This is a genomic window from Kribbella orskensis, assembly GCF_004342085.1.
GTDB lineage: Bacteria > Actinomycetota > Actinomycetes > Propionibacteriales > Kribbellaceae > Kribbella > Kribbella orskensis.
On record NZ_SLWM01000017.1, the window covers coordinates 47,432 to 65,239 of the forward strand.

A 17,808-nucleotide genomic window follows, 5' to 3' on the forward strand; every position below is an offset into this window, starting at 1 on the left:
CGGCGACAACTCGGCCGCGGCCGGGTCGTCCGGCCTGCCGTGCTCCCGGCCGGGACTACATTGCCAGGTATGGAGCCGACACCACCGCCGACCGGACCGGTCGGACCGCCCGGGCCACAAGACCCTGGCTACACCGAACCTCCGAAAGGCAGTGGCCCGCCCTACCCGCCTGCTGACCCGAACCAGCCCGCCCAGAGCTACCCGCCGCCGGGCCAGGGCTACCCGCCGCCCCAGGGCTACCCACAGCCCGGCCAGGGCGGCTACGGGCAGGCGGGGCCGCCCGGGCCGGGTGGGTATCCCCCGGGGCAAGGCGGCTATCCGCCTGGGCCAGGCGGGTACGGGCAAGGTGGATACCCACCGGGGCAGGGCTTCCAGCCGTACCCGGGCGGCAACCAGCCGGGTCAGCGGCGCGGTACCAGCACGTTGGCGATCCTGACCTTCATCTTCGGGTTGTTCGCGTTCGTGCCGGTCGCGATCGTGCTCGGCATCATCGCGCTGACGAAGATCGCCAAGACCGGCGACAAGGGCAAGGGCCTCGCGATCGCCGGTATGGCGCTCGCCGGCCTCTGGGTGGCGGGCTTCATCGCCGCGGCTGCCCTGATCAGTCCGTCCGAGCCGGACCGGGACGCCTCCGGACAGGTCACCACCACGCAGAACGTGTCGTCGAGCAAGCTGCGCGTCGGCGACTGCGTGACGGAGATCAAGGAGGGCGAGGTCCGCGACATCAAGGTGCAGCCCTGCAACCAGCCGAACGGCGGCAAGGTGTACGCGGTGTTCGACCTGCCCGCCGGCAAGTGGCCCGGGCTCGCCCAGGTCCAGGCGGCGGCAGAGAAGGGCTGCACCGACCGGTTCAAGGCGCTCAAGCAGCCGGCCAACCAGCCGTCGGACATCTGGTACCTGCACCCCACCGAGGACAGCTGGAGCCTCGGCGACCACGGCACCACCTGCCTGGTCGCCCCCAAGTAGCACCAAGCGCCGCGGCCCGCAGTACTACGGGTCGCGGCGCCGGCGTACTACGAAGCGCGGGGTGCTGCCCGGTCCGGCAAACAGCTGACCGGATCGGACCGGCTCAGGTCCAGCTCCGGGGTCAGGCTCAGGCCCGGCTGAAGGCGAACAGGGTGCCCGCGAACAGGTCCCCGAACCTGACCAGAAGGTAGTCAGCCGTCAGCTCAGCTCGGTGATGTCGCCCATCCCCAGCCCGGTGAGCTGGTCGCGGACGTCCTTGGCCTCCCCCACGACGACCACCAGCAGCCCGTTGGTTCCGACGTACCGGCGGTAGGCCTCGGTGGCCGTCTCGGCGGTGGTCGCGGCGATCTGGGCGAGGTAGGTGTCCGCGAAGTCGAGCGGAACACCCGCGGCGATGTTGCTGCCGACCTGCTGGGCGATGGAGTCCGCCTGCTCGTACCGCAAGGGCGCGGTACGGATCAGGCTGTCCTGGGCTTCCCGGACCTCGCGCTCGGTGAGGCCGTCGCGGGCCTCGCGCAGGATCCGCAGCGCGTCGGTGATCGCCGCGCCGGTCACCTCGGTACGGACCGAGCCGCCGAGGCTGAAGGTGCCACCCTTGCGCGGCGCGGTGAAGCTGGTCCGGGTGCCGTAGGTGTAGCCCTTCTCCTCGCGCAGGACGGTGTCGACGCGGGAGGTGATGGTGCCGCCGACGACGTGGTTCGCGACCGCTGCCGCTCCCCAGATGTCCTCGCGGCGATCCGGTCCCGGGCAGCCGATCAGCAACTGGCTCTGCACCGAACCCGGCCGGTCCACCAGCACGAGCCGGTCTCCGGTGATGAACAGTGGCTCGGGAGTCTCGATCGCCGAGCCTGCCTCGGACGTCCACGAGCCGAACGCGTCGTCGATGATGCCGGCCACGTCGACGCCGGTGGCGTCACCCGCGAACAGGATCTGCGCTCGCGCCGGACCGATGTTCTCCCGGTAGAACCGGGCCACCTCGACGTTGGTGAGCGGCCGGATGGTGTCCGGAGTACCGGCGGTCGGGCGGGAGCGGCGGGTCTGCGCGTCGAACAGGTGTGCGGCGAACGCCTCGCGTGCCCGGTACCCCGCGTTGGCGCGCTCCTGGTTGATCTCGCCCAGCCGGATCGTCACGTGCCGCCCGACGTCGGCCCGGTTGAAGGCCGGCCGGGTGATCGCCTCGGCGAGCAGCTTCACGGCCGGCGCCAGCTGGGACACCGGCACAGAGATCTCCACGTGCAGCGCGTCCGAGCTGACATCCACCCCGTACGCCGCGCCGTGGCGCTCCAGGGCGGCGGCGAACTCGTTGGCGGACTTCAGCTCGGTGCCCTCGTCGAGCGTGCGCGACATGATCGTCGCGACCCCCTCGAGCTCACGCGGCTCCGCCACCAGCGGCATGGCGATCGTGACCCGCACGGTGGCGACGTACTGCCCCGGCCGGTCGAACACGTGGACCGGCGTCCCAACCGCGGTCGCCGTACTGGTCGCTGCCGGGAATTTCCACGGCCGCGGCGGCGCGACAGCGGGCGGTGTGGTCAAGGCCTGGCTCGTCATTCCTGCTCCCCTGCTTCCCCGGCACTCGCCGGCACTGCGGCGGTCTCCGGTGCTTCGGCGCTCGCCTGGTCTCCCGCGGTCTCCTGGCCTGCGGTCTCCGGGCGGCGGTAGGTCACCTGGGCGCGGCCGCCGGCGCGGATCCACTGCTGCGCGACTGCCTGGACCTGCTCGGTGGTGACCGCGCGGATCTGGTCGATCCGGGTGTTGATCCGGTTCGCGTCGCCGAACAGCAACGCGTGGTGCGAGATCTCGTCGGCGCGTCCCGCGCAGGTGGCCAACTGCTCCAGCCAGTCACGCTCGGCCTGCGCCTGCACGGTGAGCAGCTCGTCGGCGGTGATCCCGCCCTCGGCGAGCTTCTCGACCTCCTCGACCAGCGCGCCCTCGACCTGCTGCAGGTCGATGCCGTCCGACGCGATGCCGGTCAGCGTGCCGAACGAGACACCGCCGATCAACGGCAGCGCACCACCCGACACCGACTGCGCGATCTGCTCGTCGCGGACCAGGCGGCGGTTCAGCCGGCCGCTCTGACCGCCGGCGAGCACGTCGAGCGCGAGCCCCGCCGCGTCCAGCTCGGGCGAGCCGTCCACCGGCAGCCGGAACATCATCGTGATCAGGTCCGACGGGACGTCCTCGACCACGTCGTCGCGGAACACTCCCTCCAGCGGACCGACCGTCCCGTCCGGAGCGGCCGGCGGCTCCGGGATCGCCGGCAGCTGACCGAAGTACCGCTTGGCCGCGTCGAACGCGTCCTCCTCGGACACGTCGCCCACGATCGTCAGGACCGCGTTGTTCGGCCCGTAGTGCCGGCGGAAGAACGCCTGCACGTCCTCCAGACTCGCGGCGTTCAGATCCTCCATCGAGCCGATCGTCATGTGCGCGTACGGGTGGCCGTCGGGGAAGGCGAGCCGGACGAGCCGCTCGTACGAGTCACCGTACGGCCGGTTGTCGTAGCTCTGCCGCTTCTCCTCCTTCACCACGTCGCGCTGGTTGTCGAGGTTCTCCTGGTTCACCGCGTCGAGCAGGTAACCCATCCGGTCGGCCTCGAGCCACAACGCCAGATCGAGCCCGCCGCTGGGCAGCGACTCGAAGTAGTTGGTGCGGTCGAAGAAGGTGCTCGCGTTGAGGCTGGCGCCGGCGTTCTCCAGCAGGCTGAAGTGCTGCCCGGACTCGACGTTGCGCGATCCCTGGAACATCAGATGCTCGAAGAGGTGCGCGAACCCGGTCAGACCCGGCGGCTCGTGGCGCGACCCCACGTCGTACCAGAGATTCACAGCGACGATCGGCACAGCCCGGTCAGAGCTGACGACAACGCGCAACCCGTTGTCCAACGTCTGCTCGGCAAGGGGGTAAGTCAGCGGCATGTCGCCACCCTACGTGCTCCCCCGCCCCCACCCACGATCGTTCGCCACCAGCGCACACCACCCCGGTACTACGCCGCCAACTCCCTCCGCGACATCAGGCGGTGGAGCTGGAGTGGTCAGGCGATGGTCTCCGTGACGACCCAGCGGTGCGGTTCTTCAAGGCGGGGCGCACTGTCTGGCAATTTCCGACGATGGGTGAGTGGCGTACGGAGCGACAGCGAGTACTGCATCCCTTCTGCGCCTCGACCGCCTCGGCACGCGTGGAGGTTGGCGTCGCGAGCGACCACGTCCTGTCGTTCGGTACAGCCCGAGCCGCAGCGTCGCGGTGGATGTCTCGTCAGACGAGCCGGGCCGCGCGGCCCCGGGGTGGGTGGGAGCGGGCGACTGAGCTGCTGCCTGGGCCCCTGGTGGCCGAGGCCTCGTGCCTGCGTGTCCTGTACGCAGAGTGCCGCGCTGGCTTGGAGCCAGCGCGGCACAAAACCACCTGCAGTTGTGGAGCGGCGACGGAGGAGCCGCGTGGGGCGGAGTACTAGCCCTTGATGGCGCCGCCCAGGGCGAAGGCCCCGCCGAGCTTGCGGCTCAGGAGGAGGTAGAGGACGAGGACGGGGAAGGTGTAGATGAGGGAGTAGGCGGCGAGTTGGCCGTAGTTGGGTTCGCCGTACTGGCCGAAGAAGGTGAAGATGCTGACTGAGGCGGGGAGGCGCTCAGGGGAGAGCAGGAGCATGAAGGGGACGAAGAAGTTTCCCCACATGCCGATGAAGGTGAAGATCAGCACGACCGCGATCCCGGGCCACATCAGCGGGAGGACGATGCGGTAGAGGGCCTGCATGCTGCCGGCACCGTCGACCCAGGCTGCTTCCTCGAGCGAGATCGGTACGCCGTCCATGAACGTCTTGGTCAGCCAGATCGCGAACGGGAGCGAGGCTGTCGCCATGAACATGATCGTGCCACCGAGGGTGTCGATCAGGTTCAGCTGGACGAACAGCCCGTACACCGGCACCATCACCGCGGTGATCGGCAGGCCGGTGCAGAACAGCACGGTCAGCAGGAACGGCCGGTTGAACTTCGTCTTGAACCGCGACAGCGGGTAGGCCGCGAGCACCGCGCAGATCATCGTGAGCAGCGCGGCGCCGCCACACAGCACGATGCCGTTGAAGACCGGCCGGTACGTCGTGTCGGTGTTCAGCACGGCGCGGAAGTTCTCGAAGGTCGGGCTGGTCGGGAGTTCGACCCGCAGTCCCGCCGTCCGGTTGATCGACGCGAACAGCACCCACAGCAGCGGCAGGACGAACAGCACCCCGATCGCCAGCAGGATGAGGTTCGCGGTCAGCTTGCTGACACGGTCGCGGGCGATCATGCGGCCTCCGAGTTCAGTCCACGTAGGTAGATGAGCGAGAACACCGCGCCGATCGCCAGCATCACCAGCGCGATCGCGGTGCCGTAGCCGATCTGCGAGAAGCTGAACGCCTGTTCGTACATGTAGAGCGGCAGCGTCTGGCTCTTGGTCCCGGGACCACCGCGAGTCATCGCGTAGATCAGGCCGAAGACGCTCAGCGTCTGCAGCGTGATCAGCATCAGGTTGGTCATGATCGCGCGGGAGATCATCGGCAGCGTCACCCAGAGCAGCCGCCGCCCGCCGGAGGCGCCGTCCATCTCGGCGGACTCCTCGATCTCCTTCGGTACCTCGCTCAGCGCCGCGGAGTACACCAGCATCGAGAACGCCGTACCGCGCCAGATGTTCGCCAACGAGACGGCGATGATCGGTGCCGCGTACAACCAGTCCTGGCCGGGTAGCCCGACCTTGTGCAGGATCACGTTCAGGGTGCCGTCGTCGTTGAAGAACGCGCTGAGCAGGTACGCCGCGACCACCTCGGGCAGCACCCAGGCGCCGATCACCGCGGTACCGACGAAGTTGCGCACCAGCTTCGTCGACCGGCGCATCAGCAGGGAGAGCCCGAGCCCCAGGGTGTTCTGGCCGATGATCGCCGAGACCAGCGTGAAGACCAGGGTGAGCCAGATCGAGTTGGTGAAGGCCGAACTGCCGAAGGCCTTGCGGAAGTTGTCCAGCCCGACGAACTTCACGTTCGCCGCGCCGGTGCCGGTCAGCGCCATGTTCGTGAACGCGGCGTAGATGCAGTACAGGATCGGGCCGGCCAGGAAGACCAGCATCAGCCCGATGGCCGGTGCCAACGGCAACATCTTGACGGTCTTCGCGAAGCGCGGCGGACCGCTCCGTCCGGCTTTCTCGCCGGACGAAACGGACACCGCGGTAGCAGACGTCGTCACAGGGGAATCCCTTCGAAGGCTCTGCTTACTGGCTCTGGCTCTCTGTGGTCGTCTTGTCCTTGCCGACGATGCCTTCGACCGCCTCGTCGTAGTTCTTCGCGGCTTCCTCCGGCGACGACTGACCGGTCATCACGGCCTCCATCGCGGTGATGATCTCGTTGGAGACCTTCGGGTACTCCGGCAGCGCGGGCCGGTAGACGGTCACGCCGACCAGGTCGGTGAAGAACTGGGTGCTCTTCGCGGACGACTTGTAGCCGGCGTCGGCGGCGACGTCCTTGCGGACCGCGATCTGCGCGCCGTCGGTGGCGTACTTGGTCGCGTTCTTCTGCGTCTGCAGGGTCTTGATGAAGTTCCACGCGGCGTCCGGCGCCTTCGACTTGGCCGGGATCGCCCAGGTCCAGCCGCCGGAGAGGCTGACCTTGCCCTTGCCCTCGCCGCCCTGGGTCGGCATTGCGGTCTGGCCGAGGACCTCGGTCCACTGCGGCCACGGCTTGGCGCCGGTCTTCTGCCAGTTGTTGTAGAGCCAGGAGCCGTCGAGCGCGATCGCCAGCTTGCTGTTCGGCAGCAGGTCGCTGCCGACCTTGTTGCCCCAGTTCGGGTCGAGCGACTGCTTCGGCTGCGGGGCCAGGCCCTCGCTGAAGACGGTCTTGACGAGGTTCAGGGAGTCCTTGAAGCCCTGGCTGCCGACCACCCACTTGGACTGGTCGAAGTTGTAGAGGGTGTCCTTGGTGCCGTAGAGCAGCATCTCGAAGCCCTGCATGGCGGACGCCTCACCCATCGGCTTGCCGGAGTAGACGTTCAGCGGGATCACGCCAGGCACCTTGGACTTGATCGTCCGGGCGGTGGTGAGCACGTCGTCCCAGGTCTTCGGCTGCCAGTCGGCCGGCAGCCCGGCCTTGGCGAACAGCTGCTTGTTGTACCAGAGCGCCCGCGTGTCGGTGCCGTCCGGTACGCCGTACGTCTTGCCGTCCTGGCCCTTCGCGGCACCCTTCGCGGTGTCCTCGAACTGGGACCAGTCCGACCAGCCCTTGATGTAGTCGTCCAGCGGCTTCAGATACCCCGCGGTGATGTCGGAGTTGATCAGGAAGGTGTCCTCGTAGACGATGTCCGGCGCCGTGTTCGGCGACCGCATCATCAGCTGGAGCTTGGTGTAGTAGTCGTTCTCACTCGCCACGATCGGCAGGATCTCGACCTTCGAGCCGGGGTTGGCGGCCTCGTACTCGGCCTTCGCGCCGGTGAGGAAGTTCTTCATCACCGTGCCGGGCCCCCATTGCTGGTAGGCGATCTTGATGTTCGCCGGACCGGCGCTCTGTGAGCTGCCCGCCTCCGGTGTCTTGGTCGTCGATCCCTGGCTGCAGGCCGAGACCCCCAGCAGGAGCGCGCCGACGGCGAGTACACCCGCCCGCTTGAAACCGTTCTTCATGGCCATTACATCCACCTTCGGGCAATCGTTGTCATCCCGGTCCGACAGCCCGATCTAGCGGGCTTTCCCGTGACGGTAGGAGTCCCAGACCAGTGAAGTCAATGGTTGACAGACAACGTTGTCCCCGTTCAGGCGCTGCTGCGCGGTGACCGGCTCGTAACGATCCGGTCACCGCGCAGTCATCTGTCAGACGGTAACGGGTGACGCCTCGTGACGAGCAGGTACGACGCGCCGGGTGCGGCTGCGCATCGCGCCGAGGCCGCAGAGCACCAGTCCGGCGACGAACCAGCAGGTGAGGACCAGGAACGGCCCGGCGGACCCGGCCCCGTCGAAGAAGCTCACGGAGCGCAACGCAGTACCGGCTGCTCCGGGCGGCAGAAGCTGCCCGAGCGCACCCCAACCGCTGGGAAGCATCTCCGGAGCGCTGGTGAGACCCGAAAGCGGATTTCCGAGCAGCATCATCGTCGCGGCGCCCACGGCCAGACCCACTCGGCCGAACAGCCACTCGAGGCCCAGCAGGGTGAGGCTGATCGCTCCGATCGAGAGCGCGATCACACTCGCGTTGACCCAGTAGGTCCCCTCGAGCGAGCCCAGCCAGTACTGCAGCACGGCGGTCAGCGCCAGTCCCCCGGTGACCGCGAACGTGACCGCTCCGGCCATCCGGCGGCTTCCACCCTTGACCAATTGGGTCAGCGCCGCGGCGGCGATGATGCCGCCGAGCACGAGCGGCAACGCCCCGGCCGCCAGCCCGGCACCCCGCGGATCATCCTGCGGCAGCGGTACGACGTCGGTCACCTTGGGCGCGGCCTCCTGGTTCTGAGCGGCCAACCGCGACGACAGCTGGGTGAGGATCTGCGCGACAGCGGGCCCACCGGCCGAGGCGGTGAGCACCTCGGGGTTCTGCGGGTCGAGCACGATCGCGCCGTACACGTCGCGGTTCTCGATCGCCTTGACGGCGGCAGCGCGATCCTGCACGGCGGTCACCTCGAACCCACCGGGCATCGCCTGCTCCAGCCCGCCCTGCACCTGCGCGACCGCCAGCTGGGGTCCCGACACGGCGATCGGCAGGTCGCGCGGTTCCGAGCGCGCGGCCGGCCAGGCGAACGCGATCAACAGCACCGTGAGCAGCGCGGTGAGCAGGGTGACGACGGCCACCACCGGGGGCCGGCGGCTCTCCTCGGCGACGGTTGGGTCAGACATCTCGGTCAGCTCCTCAAACAAAAGGAATGAACGTTCTTTATTAGTTCGAGCCTGACGGCGTTCAGCTGACTTGTCAAGAACGGACATTCGTTTTATGTTTCAGTCATGCCCAAGGTCTCCGACGAGCACCGGCTCGCGCGCCGTCAGCAGATCGTCGCTGCGGCCCGGACCTGCGTCGCCGAGCAGGGGTTCCACAAGACGACGATGGCCGACGTGATCCGCGCGTCCGGCCTGTCCGCGGGCGCCGTCTACGGCTACTTCAAGAGCAAGGACGAGATCGTCGCGGCGATCGCCGACGACGCGCTGAGCTCGGTGGACCGGCTGTTCGAGGAGATCCTGGCCCGGGAGGAGCCGTTGACCCCGCTCGCCGCCCTCGAGGCGGCAGTCGAGCACGTCGCCTTCGTCGCCGGTCAAGCGGGTGGCGACGTGACGAAGGTCGGGATCCAGGCCTGGGCGGAGGCGCTGCACAACGACGCGATCAAGGCGATCGCCAGCGAGAAGTACCGGATGCTCCGCGGCCACTTCGTCGAGGTCGCCCGGCGCGCGCAGGCCGACGGCACGGTCGACCCGGACACCGACCCGGAGTACATCGCCCAGGTCCTCTTCGGGCTGATCCCCGGCTTCATCCTGCAGCGGCTGATCCTCGGAGACGTGACTCCGCAGACCTACACCGCCGGCCTTGCCGCCCTCCTCCCCCGTTGATCCCCATCATCAACCGGAGCGGGAACACCAGAGCGGCGACAGAGGACCTTTGATGAGCAACAAGCGGCAACTGGATCGTGCGGGCCTCGACGAACTGCTGGCGGAAGCCGGCGTAGGTCCCGCAGCCTCCTCCGAAGAGCTGACCGAAGGAACCTTCAACACGGTCTACCGGATCGGCCGACCCGACGGAGACCTGATCCTCAAGCTCTCCCCCGACCCGGACGCGCCGGGGCTCACCTACGAGCAGGACCTGATCCACACCGAGGCCGAGTTCTACCGCGCGGCGCTCGGCAAGGCCCCAGTCCCCGAGGTCGTGCACGAGGGCGAGGACTACCTGCTGATGACCGCCCTCCCCGGTACGACGTTGCAGAGCGCGGGGGCCGGCGCCGGAGTACGGGGTGAGCTCGGCGGGATCGTGGCGAGCCTGCACGAGGTGACTGGGACCGGCTTCGGCTATCCGCAGAAGGGCCTCGTGCAGCGGTGGAGCGAGGCCTTCCTGTCGATGGTGGACGACGTTCTCGGTGACGCCGAGCGGTACGCCGTACGGCTGCCACGCCCGGCCGAGCAGATCTGGCAGGCGGCCCTCGACCGCAAGGACCTGCTGGACGACGTACGGACGCCGCGGTTGATCCACTTCGATCTGTGGGACGGCAACGTTCTCGTCGAGGACGGGCGGATCACCGGACTCGTCGACGGTGAGCGGGCGTTCTGGGGCGACCCGGTGGCCGAGTTCGTCTCGCTGTCGCTGCTCAGCGGCCTCGACGACGAGTTGCTGGCCGGCTACGGCGCGGATGTCGACCGAGAGAAGCTCTCGCTGTACCGCGTCTACCTCTACCTGATCATGCTCGTCGAGGGGACGCCCCGCGGTTACACCGGCGCTCGGCACGAGGGCCTGGTGAAGCTGGTCGAGAGCCACCTGCTGACCGAACTCGGCGCCCTCGAACAGGGGAGTTAGCACTACCCCGATCGGCTGCCCAGCTCCCTGGGGAGGCTGCTCGCGCGTCCGTAGCGTCGTGCTCGTCAGTCGGAGCACACAAGGGGTTGGCCATGAGGCGCAAGCAGCAAACCATCAGCAGGACAGGCGATTCGGTCGTCCTGCACGACTTACGCCGGATCTACGGCCGGGGTAACAACGCCGTCGTCGCGCTCGACGGGATCAGCATCGGCTTCGCCCGCGGCACCTTCACCGCGGTGATGGGACCCTCGGGTTCCGGCAAGAGCACCTTCCTGCACTGCGCCGCGGGGCTGGACCGGCCGACCTCCGGCACGGTGACGATCGACGACCAGCCGCTCGCCGGGCTCAACGAGAAGCAGTTGACCGAGCTCCGCCGCGAGCGGATCGGCTTCGTCTTCCAGTCGTTCAACCTGCTGCCGGCCCTCACGGTCTGGCAGAACGTCACGCTGCCGCAGGAGCTCGACGGCCGCCGTCCGAACCGCGCCGCCGTCCGCGACGTGCTGGAACGCGTCGGCCTCGGCGACAAGCAGAAGAGTCGTCCGGGCGAACTGTCCGGCGGACAGCAGCAGCGCGTCGCGATCGCCCGCGCGTTGGTCGCCCGGCCCGCGGTGATCTTCGCCGACGAGCCGACCGGCGCACTGGACACCCAGACCGCGGCCGACGTCCTCGAACTGCTCCGCGAACCCGTTCGCAGTCAGGGACAGACCGTGGTGATGGTGACGCACGACCCGGTCGCCGCGTCGTACGCCGACCAGGTGGTCTTCCTCGCCGACGGCGTTCTCGCGGGCAGCCTGATCGCGCCGACGGCCGAGCAGGTCGCCGACCGGATGACCCACCTCGGCGCCCGCGCCGCGTCCGTCGCATCGATGGCCAGGGCGGCCGGCCGATGATCCGCCTCGCTCTGCGCACCCTGCGCTACCGCAAGGGCGGTTTCATCGCGACCTTCGTCGCGGTCGTGTTCGGCACCGCGATCGTGCTGGCCTGCGGCGGCCTGATGGAGACCGGCATCCGGTCGAACGTTCCGCCGGAGCGGCTGGCCGGAGCTCCGATCGTTGTCTCTGGCAAACAAAGCCACCTGCGTCCAGGCGCCGAGGACGCCACTCCGCTGGTCGAGCAGGTCGGTGTCCCCGCGACTGTGGTGGACAAGATCCGCGGGCTCGACGGCGTCACCGACGTGATCGGCGACCTCACCTTCCCCGCGCCGGTGCTGCGGGGTCCGTCGCCGATGCCGTCCGAGGGTCACAACTGGGACTCCGCCCGGCTCGCGCCCTACACCCTGCAGTCCGGTACTGCGCCCCGCGCGGGCGAGGTGGTTCTCGATGCCACCACCGCCGGGCAGCTCGGTGCGCGGGTCGGCGGCAACGTCCAACTCCTTGCCCAAGGCAAGCCAACTTCCTTCAGGGTCAGCGGAATCGCCGCTGGGCCGGCGGGTAACACGTTCTTTTCCACCACCGACGCGACCCGCATCGCCGAGCGTCCGGGGCAGTACTCCGCGCTCGGAGTACTGGTTGCTCCGGGCACCGACCTGAAGACGCTCCGGAAGAACATCGAGAAGGCCGACGGCAGCGTCTCCGCCCTGTCCGGGATCGATCGCGGCCTGGTCGAGCACCCGGACGCCTCTCAGGCCAAGGAGACTCTGATCGCGGTCGCCGGCTCGTTCGGTGGGATCGCGGCGATGACGATGATGTTCGTGGTCGCCTCGACGCTGGCGCTGTCCGCCCAGCACCGGCAACGCGAGTTCGCGCTGCTGCGCGGGATCGGGACCACGCCGGGCCAGGTGCGCCGGATGATCCTGGGCGAGGCGATGGTGGTCTCGCTGCCCGCAGTACTGGTGGGTTGCGTGCCTGGTGTGCTGCTCGGGCGGTTCCTGTTCGACCGGCTGGCCGCGAACGGCGTGGCCAGCCCCGTCGTCACCTTCTATCAAGGGCTGATCCCCTTCGCGGCGGGCGCCGGGGCCGCAGTACTGGCTGCTGTCGGCGCGGCGCTGATCGCCGGACGCCGGTCGGCCAAGATCCGCCCGGTCGAGGCGCTGGTCGAGGCTTCGCTGCAACGGAAGTGGTTCAGCTGGGTGCGGTTGCTCTTCGGTCTGCTGTTCCTGGCCGGTGGACTCGCCCTGGTGATCGTCACCGGCGCGGTGATGAGCGGGCCGTTGGCGGGTGCCACTGCGGGACCTGCGGTGCTGTGCTGGGCCGTCGGCGTCGCCCTGCTCGGTCCGGTCGCCACGAAAGCCGTCCTCGCCGTACTGCGCTGGCCGCTGTACGCGGTGAGCCGGGTGAACGGACGGCTCGCGATCCTCAACGTGACGGCACGATCCGTCGCGATGTCGGCCGCGGTGATGCCGGTCATGCTGGCGGTCGGAATCGCCACCGCGAACATCTACATGCAGACCACACAGGTGGATGCGGCCTCGAAGGCGTTCACCAAGGACCTCCGGGCCGACGCGGTACTCGCCTCCACCGGAGCCGGGCTGTCGCCTTCGCTACTGACCGAGGTGCAGGGTCTGCCGGGCGTGGCGAGCGCGTCCGCCTATGTCACCAGCGTCGGCGTGATCGACGAGCCACGGAACGCACCCTTCGACGAGGAGGGCGCCCCGCTGCAAGGCATCAGCGCCCAAGGGCCCGACGGTACTGCGCCGGTGCGGCTGACCTCGGGTTCTCTGGCCGGCCTGACCGGCTCGACCGTGGCCTTGCCGGATCGCGTCGCTTTGAAGATCGATCGAGGAGTCGGTACGTCGATCAAGATGACGCTGGGCGACGGTGCCTCCGTGGACCTGCGGGTGGTCGCGACGTTCGCGGCTGAGCGTGGCTACGAGAGTGTCGTGCTGCCGGCCGAACTCGTCGCCGCGCACACCACCGACAAGCTGGCGAAGCAGATCCTGATCCGGACCGAGCCGGGTGCTGACGTGAACGCCTCGCTGGCCAAGCTGGCAGCGGCGAATCCGGGTGTGCAGGTGGCCGACCGGGACGCGCTGATCGAGGGGAACAACCAGGATCTGCAGACGCAGGCGTGGGTGAACTACCTGCTGGTCGGAATGCTGATCGCGTACACCGCGGTCTCGGTCGTCAACACGATGGTGTCGGCCACGGTCCGGCGGCGCCGCGAGTTCGGTCTGCAGCGGCTCACCGGATCCACCCGCGGCCAGGTCCTCCGCATGCTGACCACTGAAGGTGTCCTGGTCGCCCTGGCCGGCATCACCCTCGGCACCCTGGTAGCCCTTGCCAGCCTGCTCCCCTTCGCCGCTGCGGTCTCGTCCTCGGCGTTCCCGAGCGGCCCGATCTGGATCTACCTGGTCATCATCGCCACGGCCTTCTTCCTGACCCTCTTCTCCACCCTCCTCCCAGCCACCACCACCCTTCGCACCCGGCCCGCCGAAGCCGCCGCTCGAACGGACTAACCACCCCACCCCCAGCGCGGGCCGGCACCCCCGGCCCGCGCTCTCCCCTGTCCGGACGTGCTCTTGCAGCTGACCTCCTTCTCGGCGTACCGCGTCGGCGTACCGGCTGTCAGAGGTCGAGGTCGCGGTAGAGGCTGCGGTAGTAGTCGGCGACGCGGACGAGGTACTTGCCACGGTCGCCACGGCAGGGATCCGACGGAGGCGCGGCCTTGATCTCAGCGAGGCTGCAGTCGAGCTGGACCCGGTGTTCGTAGTGGTCGACGTACTGCACGGTCCCGACCGGCAGCGCGATCCGCTGCGCCACCACCCAGGCACTGGTATCGACGATCAGCGCCTGCAGCCCGGCGAACGCCAGGAACCCGTCCACCTCGCCGACCTCGCTCTCAGTGGCGAGAACCGAATAGCCGATCAGCCTCGTCGGCTCGCCGCAACCAACACCCAGCCGGAACTCCCAAGGCTCGAACGGACTCCTCGTCCCGGCCTCGGTTCTCGCGGCGTCATGCATCATCCGGTCGATGGTGCGGCGGATCCCGGACGCCGTGACCGTCGCATTCTTCAGCCGCAGTACGAGCCGCTCGGCGACCAGGTTCAGTTGCATGTTGTACTGCTCGGCGTACCACCCCAGCAGCGCGACCGCGGCGTCCGCGCTCATGCCGTAGGCGAGCATCAGTGCACCCTTCGCCTGCTCGATCGCCGCCCGGTTCTCCAACTCAGCCTGCACGAGCTCGGTCCCCACCGGCAGCGCCTGCGATGGCTGGGCGTCGGTGAGGTCGATCGCGTACCCCTCGACTCTGCTCACCGTCTCCGCGGCGTCACGCGCGGTGGTGCCGATCACCACGATGTTCCGGCTCCGCCCGGACGTGTCGACGATGCGGTGCGGGAAACAGAACGGCTCGCCCTCGCTCAGCACCTTCTCCAGCACTTCCCGCGGAGGGATCAGATCATCCGGATGCTTGAACGCCAGCAGCATCTCGGTAGTGACCCGGGATCCGGCCGGCAGCCCGTGCATGGCGCAGGTCGCCGGCGACAGCCACCAGGTGTCCTCTGCCACCAGATAGCTGAAGGTTCCAACCTGTTCGGCCCCAGTGATCACGCCTCCGGCAAGGGAGGGTGTGCCGGGTTCGATACCGGACATCCCTCAGGCTTACCCCACCCACTCGCCCGAGGGAACCGTCGACCGTTCCCCAACCCCCCAACCGTCCGCTCAGCGTTCGCCCACCACCACCACGCCCGACTCCGCCCGCGCTACTGGGCTGGGGTGGGTTCTGCTACTGGCTGGAGGGCGATGGTTGTTGCCTGGACCAGGCCGGCGTTGTTGCGGATCCAGGCCGAGACCGGCAGTTGCAGATCCTCGAAGTCACGCTCCTCCAGCGCCACGGGCGGCGTCGGCACACTCGCACCGAGCTCCGCGAGCACCGGGCGCAGGTGAAGATCCGCCAGCAACTTGTGGCTCGGCGCGGCCGACACCGTCACCGGCACCACGACCGACCCCGCCAGCGCCTGCGGCGGCAGCACATCCAGGAAGCTCTTGAGCAACCCGGTGTAGCTGCCCTTGTACACAGGCGTCGCGAGCACCAGCACCGACGCGGACGACGCCAGCTCGATCGCGCTGTCCAACGCCTCCCGGTTCTCCTCGGAGGCGGCTTCCCCCTGGAAGATCGCCGGCGCGAACGTGACCAGATCCACCAACTCGTCGATCCGGTACGGCGTACCGAGCTCGGAGGCGAGTAGTTCCGCGACGGCGGCGGCCGCGGCGGCGGTCCGCGACGCCGCCTTGGGGTTTCCGACCACGGTGACGACGGACTGCGGCCAGACGGGCGGGTCCGGCACGATCCGTGGCTCGAAGGCGACTGAGGGCATCGGGACGCATCTCCCAGGATTGGACAGTGAGGTCTCGAGCCTAACCAAAGTCGAGCGGACTACTGGACATTCTCAGATGGTGAACGCCTGGCCCTGAGCTTGACCACGATGAACCACACCACCGCCAGCACAGCCGCCGCAAGCACGACCCACTGCAGTATCCCGACGTAGGACTCGACCACGTTCCACTTCTCGCCCAGCAGGTAGCCGGCGATGATCAGCGCCGAGTTCCACACCAGGCTGCCGATCGCGGTCAGCGCCAGGAAGAGCGACAACCGCATCCGCTCCACCCCGGCCGGCACCGAGATGAGGCTGCGCACCACCGGCACCACTCGGCCGATCAGCACCGCCTTCGCGCCGTGGCGGGCGAACCACGCCTCGGCCTTGTCGACGTCCTCCAGTTTCATCAGTGGGATGCGCGCTGCGAGCGCCCTGGTCCGGTCGCGGCCGAGGACCGCGCCCACGCCGTACAGGGCGAGCGCTCCGACCACCGAACCGAGGGTGGTGAAAAGGATGACGCTGACGAGCCCGAGGTCGCCGCGGCTGGCGGCGAAACCGGCGAGCGGCAGGATCACCTCGCTGGGCAGCGGCGGGAACAGGTTCTCCAGCGCCACCGCGAGGCCGGCGCCCGGGGCTCCCAGCCTGTCCATCAGGTCGACAGCCCAGCCGGCCACTCCACCGGTCGGTTCCTGCGTCGCTTGTGCCAGCGCGGTCATCATCACCTGGTTCGTCGAGATCATGGCGTCGACGCTAGGTCTGCGAACACCGCTCGCACCCTGCGGTCGACCGTAAGATTTCCTCGGCTTTTCCACAGTACAGAACTGTGGAAGACCACAGTCCGCTCTCCTTCGGTGCCCACTAACCTTGCCGACATGCGAGAACGGGGGAGCACCGCTGCGGCAGAGCCTGAACACCTTGGCGGGTGTCGCGCTCGGTTCCGTACTGGCGATCGCCGAGCTCGCCTTCCTGCTGGTGGCCGGTCTCGGTCTGCTCCCCATCGTTGCCGCGCCTCGCTCACGGGACCGCGTCGTCGGCTTCGTCCATCGTTGCTCGCGGCAACTCACCGCCCTCGGGCAACGCCGGCTGGCCCGCTTCCACCAGGTCCGCGACCTCGGTCCGTACTCCGACCGCAGCGCCTTCCGCTATGTCGCCAGGCACTGGCCGGCCGGCATTCTCGGCGGACTCGTGGTGCTGCTGCTCCTGTTCGGCCTGATCGTGGCCGGCTCGATGCTCACCGCCTGGATCTTCGGCGGCGAGTGGGCCTTCATCGAGGAGGACGGCAACCGGGTCAGCTCCGCGACCGTGCTGGTGGCCGCGTTGCCCGGCGCACTGCTGCTCTACCTCAACGTGATGGGCATCGTCGGCGTCGCCGGCCTGGACGAGCGGCTGGCCCGCCGGCACCTCACCCCGTCCGCCGAGGAGGTGCTCTCCCGCCGAGTCTCCGAACTGACCCTGAGCCGCGCCGAAGTGGTTCAGGTGGTCAACGACGAGCGTCGCCGGATCGAGCGGGACCTGCACGACGGGGTTCAGCAGCGACTGGTTGCTCTTGGCCTGCTGCTCAGCCGGGCCCGCCGTACCGACGACCCCGAGCGTGCCGCCGCGCTGGTCCGACAGGCGCACGAGGAGTCCGAGCAGGCGCTCGACGATCTCCGTCAGGTCGCCTGGCGGGTCTACCCGACCGTGCTGGACCAATACGGTCTGCGCGACGTCATCGCCGTACTGGCCGAGCGGTCCAGCATCCCGGTCACCTTGCAGTACGACCTGCCGACCCGGCCACCGACGATGATCGAGACGGTCGCGTACTTCGTTGTCTCCGAGGCGGTCACCAACGCCGCGAAACACTCCAACGCCAACCAGATCGCCATCACCCTCACGCCAACCTCCGAAGCGCCCCCTTCCTCCGGAACCGCCGCGGCGCCGATCGACGTACCGGGTGTGGTGGTCACGGTGACGGACGACGGACGAGGTGGAGCGGACCCGACCGGTCGCGGACTCAGCGGCCTGGCGAGTCGAGTCGCGGCGGGCGACGGAACATTCAGCGTCCACAGCCCGATCGACGGGCCCACCACCATCCGGGCGGAACTGCCGTGCGGGTGATCCAGAACCAGAG

15 protein-coding genes are annotated in these 17,808 nt (G+C 68.8%); 6 read left to right on the forward strand and 9 right to left on the reverse strand.

The features are described 5' to 3' along the window. Positions 1 to 69: 69 nt before the first annotated feature. Complete coding sequence (locus tag EV644_RS32355; RefSeq protein WP_132193143.1) at positions 70 to 966, forward strand: DUF4190 domain-containing protein; 897 nt, start codon at positions 70 to 72, stop codon at positions 964 to 966. Positions 967 to 1,164: 198 nt separating this feature from the next. Here EV644_RS32355 and EV644_RS32360 read toward each other — a convergent pair whose 3' ends face one another. The 6 genes from EV644_RS32360 to EV644_RS32385 all read right to left on the reverse strand — a co-directional run bounded on the left by EV644_RS32360 (position 1,165) and on the right by EV644_RS32385 (position 8,787). After that, a complete protein-coding gene (locus tag EV644_RS32360; RefSeq protein WP_132193145.1) occupies positions 1,165 to 2,517 on the reverse strand; it encodes a M16 family metallopeptidase in 1,353 nt (450 codons plus the stop codon). Further along, the gene (locus EV644_RS32365; protein ID WP_132193147.1) at positions 2,514 to 3,878 is read right to left on the reverse strand and encodes a M16 family metallopeptidase; all 1,365 of its coding nucleotides are present in this window, start codon (positions 3,876 to 3,878) and stop codon (positions 2,514 to 2,516) included. Before EV644_RS32365 ends, EV644_RS32360 begins: the two co-directional genes overlap by 4 nt. 529 nt (positions 3,879 to 4,407) lie before the next feature. Then, positions 4,408 to 5,235: a carbohydrate ABC transporter permease gene (locus EV644_RS32370; protein ID WP_132193149.1), complete on the reverse strand. Its 828-nt coding sequence runs from the start codon at positions 5,233 to 5,235 to the stop codon at positions 4,408 to 4,410. Next, the gene (locus tag EV644_RS32375) at positions 5,232 to 6,164 is read right to left on the reverse strand and encodes a carbohydrate ABC transporter permease (protein WP_241999078.1); all 933 of its coding nucleotides are present in this window, start codon (positions 6,162 to 6,164) and stop codon (positions 5,232 to 5,234) included. Before EV644_RS32375 ends, EV644_RS32370 begins: the two co-directional genes overlap by 4 nt. A 25-nt stretch (positions 6,165 to 6,189) precedes the next feature. Beyond that, positions 6,190 to 7,593 carry an extracellular solute-binding protein gene (locus EV644_RS32380; RefSeq protein ID WP_241999080.1) on the reverse strand — a complete coding sequence of 468 codons (1,404 nt, stop codon included), beginning with the start codon at positions 7,591 to 7,593 and terminating at the stop codon, positions 6,190 to 6,192. Between the two features lie 180 nt (positions 7,594 to 7,773). Then, positions 7,774 to 8,787, reverse strand: coding sequence for an ABC transporter permease (locus tag EV644_RS32385; RefSeq protein ID WP_132193153.1), 1,014 nt, complete (start codon positions 8,785 to 8,787; stop codon positions 7,774 to 7,776). 105 nt (positions 8,788 to 8,892) lie between these two features. Here EV644_RS32385 and EV644_RS32390 point away from each other — a divergent pair, with 105 nt between their 5' ends. The 4 genes from EV644_RS32390 (at position 8,893) to EV644_RS32405 (ending at position 13,838) form a co-directional block, all read left to right on the forward strand. Continuing rightward, positions 8,893 to 9,489 carry a TetR/AcrR family transcriptional regulator gene (locus EV644_RS32390; RefSeq protein WP_132193155.1) on the forward strand — a complete coding sequence of 199 codons (597 nt, stop codon included), beginning with the start codon at positions 8,893 to 8,895 and terminating at the stop codon, positions 9,487 to 9,489. Positions 9,490 to 9,541: 52 nt separating this feature from the next. Further along, entirely contained in the window at positions 9,542 to 10,444 is a 903-nt protein-coding gene (locus EV644_RS32395; RefSeq protein WP_132193157.1) for a phosphotransferase family protein, read from the forward strand. A gap of 92 nt (positions 10,445 to 10,536) precedes the next feature. Next, positions 10,537 to 11,334, forward strand: a complete 798-nt coding sequence (locus EV644_RS32400; protein ID WP_132193159.1) for an ABC transporter ATP-binding protein — start codon at positions 10,537 to 10,539, stop codon at positions 11,332 to 11,334. Continuing rightward, on the forward strand, positions 11,331 to 13,838 hold the full coding sequence (locus EV644_RS32405; protein ID WP_199240117.1) for an ABC transporter permease: 2,508 nt from the start codon (positions 11,331 to 11,333) through the stop codon (positions 13,836 to 13,838). Before EV644_RS32400 ends, EV644_RS32405 begins: the two co-directional genes overlap by 4 nt. Before the next feature lie 109 nt (positions 13,839 to 13,947). On the opposite strand, the gene EV644_RS32410 is transcribed toward EV644_RS32405, so the two are convergent. The 3 genes from EV644_RS32410 to EV644_RS32420 all read right to left on the reverse strand — a co-directional run bounded on the left by EV644_RS32410 (position 13,948) and on the right by EV644_RS32420 (position 16,438). Continuing rightward, a complete protein-coding gene (locus EV644_RS32410; protein WP_132193161.1) occupies positions 13,948 to 14,973 on the reverse strand; it encodes an ANTAR domain-containing protein in 1,026 nt (341 codons plus the stop codon). A gap of 110 nt (positions 14,974 to 15,083) precedes the next feature. Next, positions 15,084 to 15,698: an NADPH-dependent FMN reductase gene (locus EV644_RS32415; protein WP_132193163.1), complete on the reverse strand. Its 615-nt coding sequence runs from the start codon at positions 15,696 to 15,698 to the stop codon at positions 15,084 to 15,086. Positions 15,699 to 15,757: 59 nt separating this feature from the next. Beyond that, a complete protein-coding gene (locus EV644_RS32420) occupies positions 15,758 to 16,438 on the reverse strand; it encodes a DedA family protein (RefSeq protein ID WP_132193165.1) in 681 nt (226 codons plus the stop codon). Positions 16,439 to 16,562: 124 nt separating this feature from the next. On the opposite strand from EV644_RS32420, the gene EV644_RS32425 reads away from it, so the two are divergent. Then, entirely contained in the window at positions 16,563 to 17,795 is a 1,233-nt protein-coding gene (locus EV644_RS32425) for a sensor histidine kinase (RefSeq protein WP_241999082.1), read from the forward strand. The last annotated feature ends 13 nt before the right edge of the window (positions 17,796 to 17,808 follow it).

What these genes read in the sequence shown, in the direction of transcription:
- EV644_RS32380 (WP_241999080.1), bottom strand. Translation starts at nt 7,593, where the DNA reads ATGGCCATGAAGAACGGTTTCAAGCGGGCGGGTGTACTCGCCGTCGGC.
- EV644_RS32390 (WP_132193155.1), top strand. Translation starts at nt 8,893, where the DNA reads ATGCCCAAGGTCTCCGACGAGCACCGGCTCGCGCGCCGTCAGCAGATC.
- EV644_RS32395 (WP_132193157.1), top strand. Translation starts at nt 9,542, where the DNA reads ATGAGCAACAAGCGGCAACTGGATCGTGCGGGCCTCGACGAACTGCTG.
- EV644_RS32400 (WP_132193159.1), top strand. Translation starts at nt 10,537, where the DNA reads ATGAGGCGCAAGCAGCAAACCATCAGCAGGACAGGCGATTCGGTCGTC.
- EV644_RS32385 (WP_132193153.1), bottom strand. Translation starts at nt 8,787, where the DNA reads ATGTCTGACCCAACCGTCGCCGAGGAGAGCCGCCGGCCCCCGGTGGTG.
- EV644_RS32365 (WP_132193147.1), bottom strand. Translation starts at nt 3,878, where the DNA reads ATGCCGCTGACTTACCCCCTTGCCGAGCAGACGTTGGACAACGGGTTG.
- EV644_RS32410 (WP_132193161.1), bottom strand. Translation starts at nt 14,973, where the DNA reads ATGTCCGGTATCGAACCCGGCACACCCTCCCTTGCCGGAGGCGTGATC.
- EV644_RS32355 (WP_132193143.1), top strand. Translation starts at nt 70, where the DNA reads ATGGAGCCGACACCACCGCCGACCGGACCGGTCGGACCGCCCGGGCCA.
- EV644_RS32405 (WP_199240117.1), top strand. Translation starts at nt 11,331, where the DNA reads ATGATCCGCCTCGCTCTGCGCACCCTGCGCTACCGCAAGGGCGGTTTC.
- EV644_RS32360 (WP_132193145.1), bottom strand. Translation starts at nt 2,517, where the DNA reads ATGACGAGCCAGGCCTTGACCACACCGCCCGCTGTCGCGCCGCCGCGG.
- EV644_RS32415 (WP_132193163.1), bottom strand. Translation starts at nt 15,698, where the DNA reads ATGCCCTCAGTCGCCTTCGAGCCACGGATCGTGCCGGACCCGCCCGTC.
- EV644_RS32420 (WP_132193165.1), bottom strand. Translation starts at nt 16,438, where the DNA reads ATGATCTCGACGAACCAGGTGATGATGACCGCGCTGGCACAAGCGACG.
- EV644_RS32370 (WP_132193149.1), bottom strand. Translation starts at nt 5,235, where the DNA reads ATGATCGCCCGCGACCGTGTCAGCAAGCTGACCGCGAACCTCATCCTG.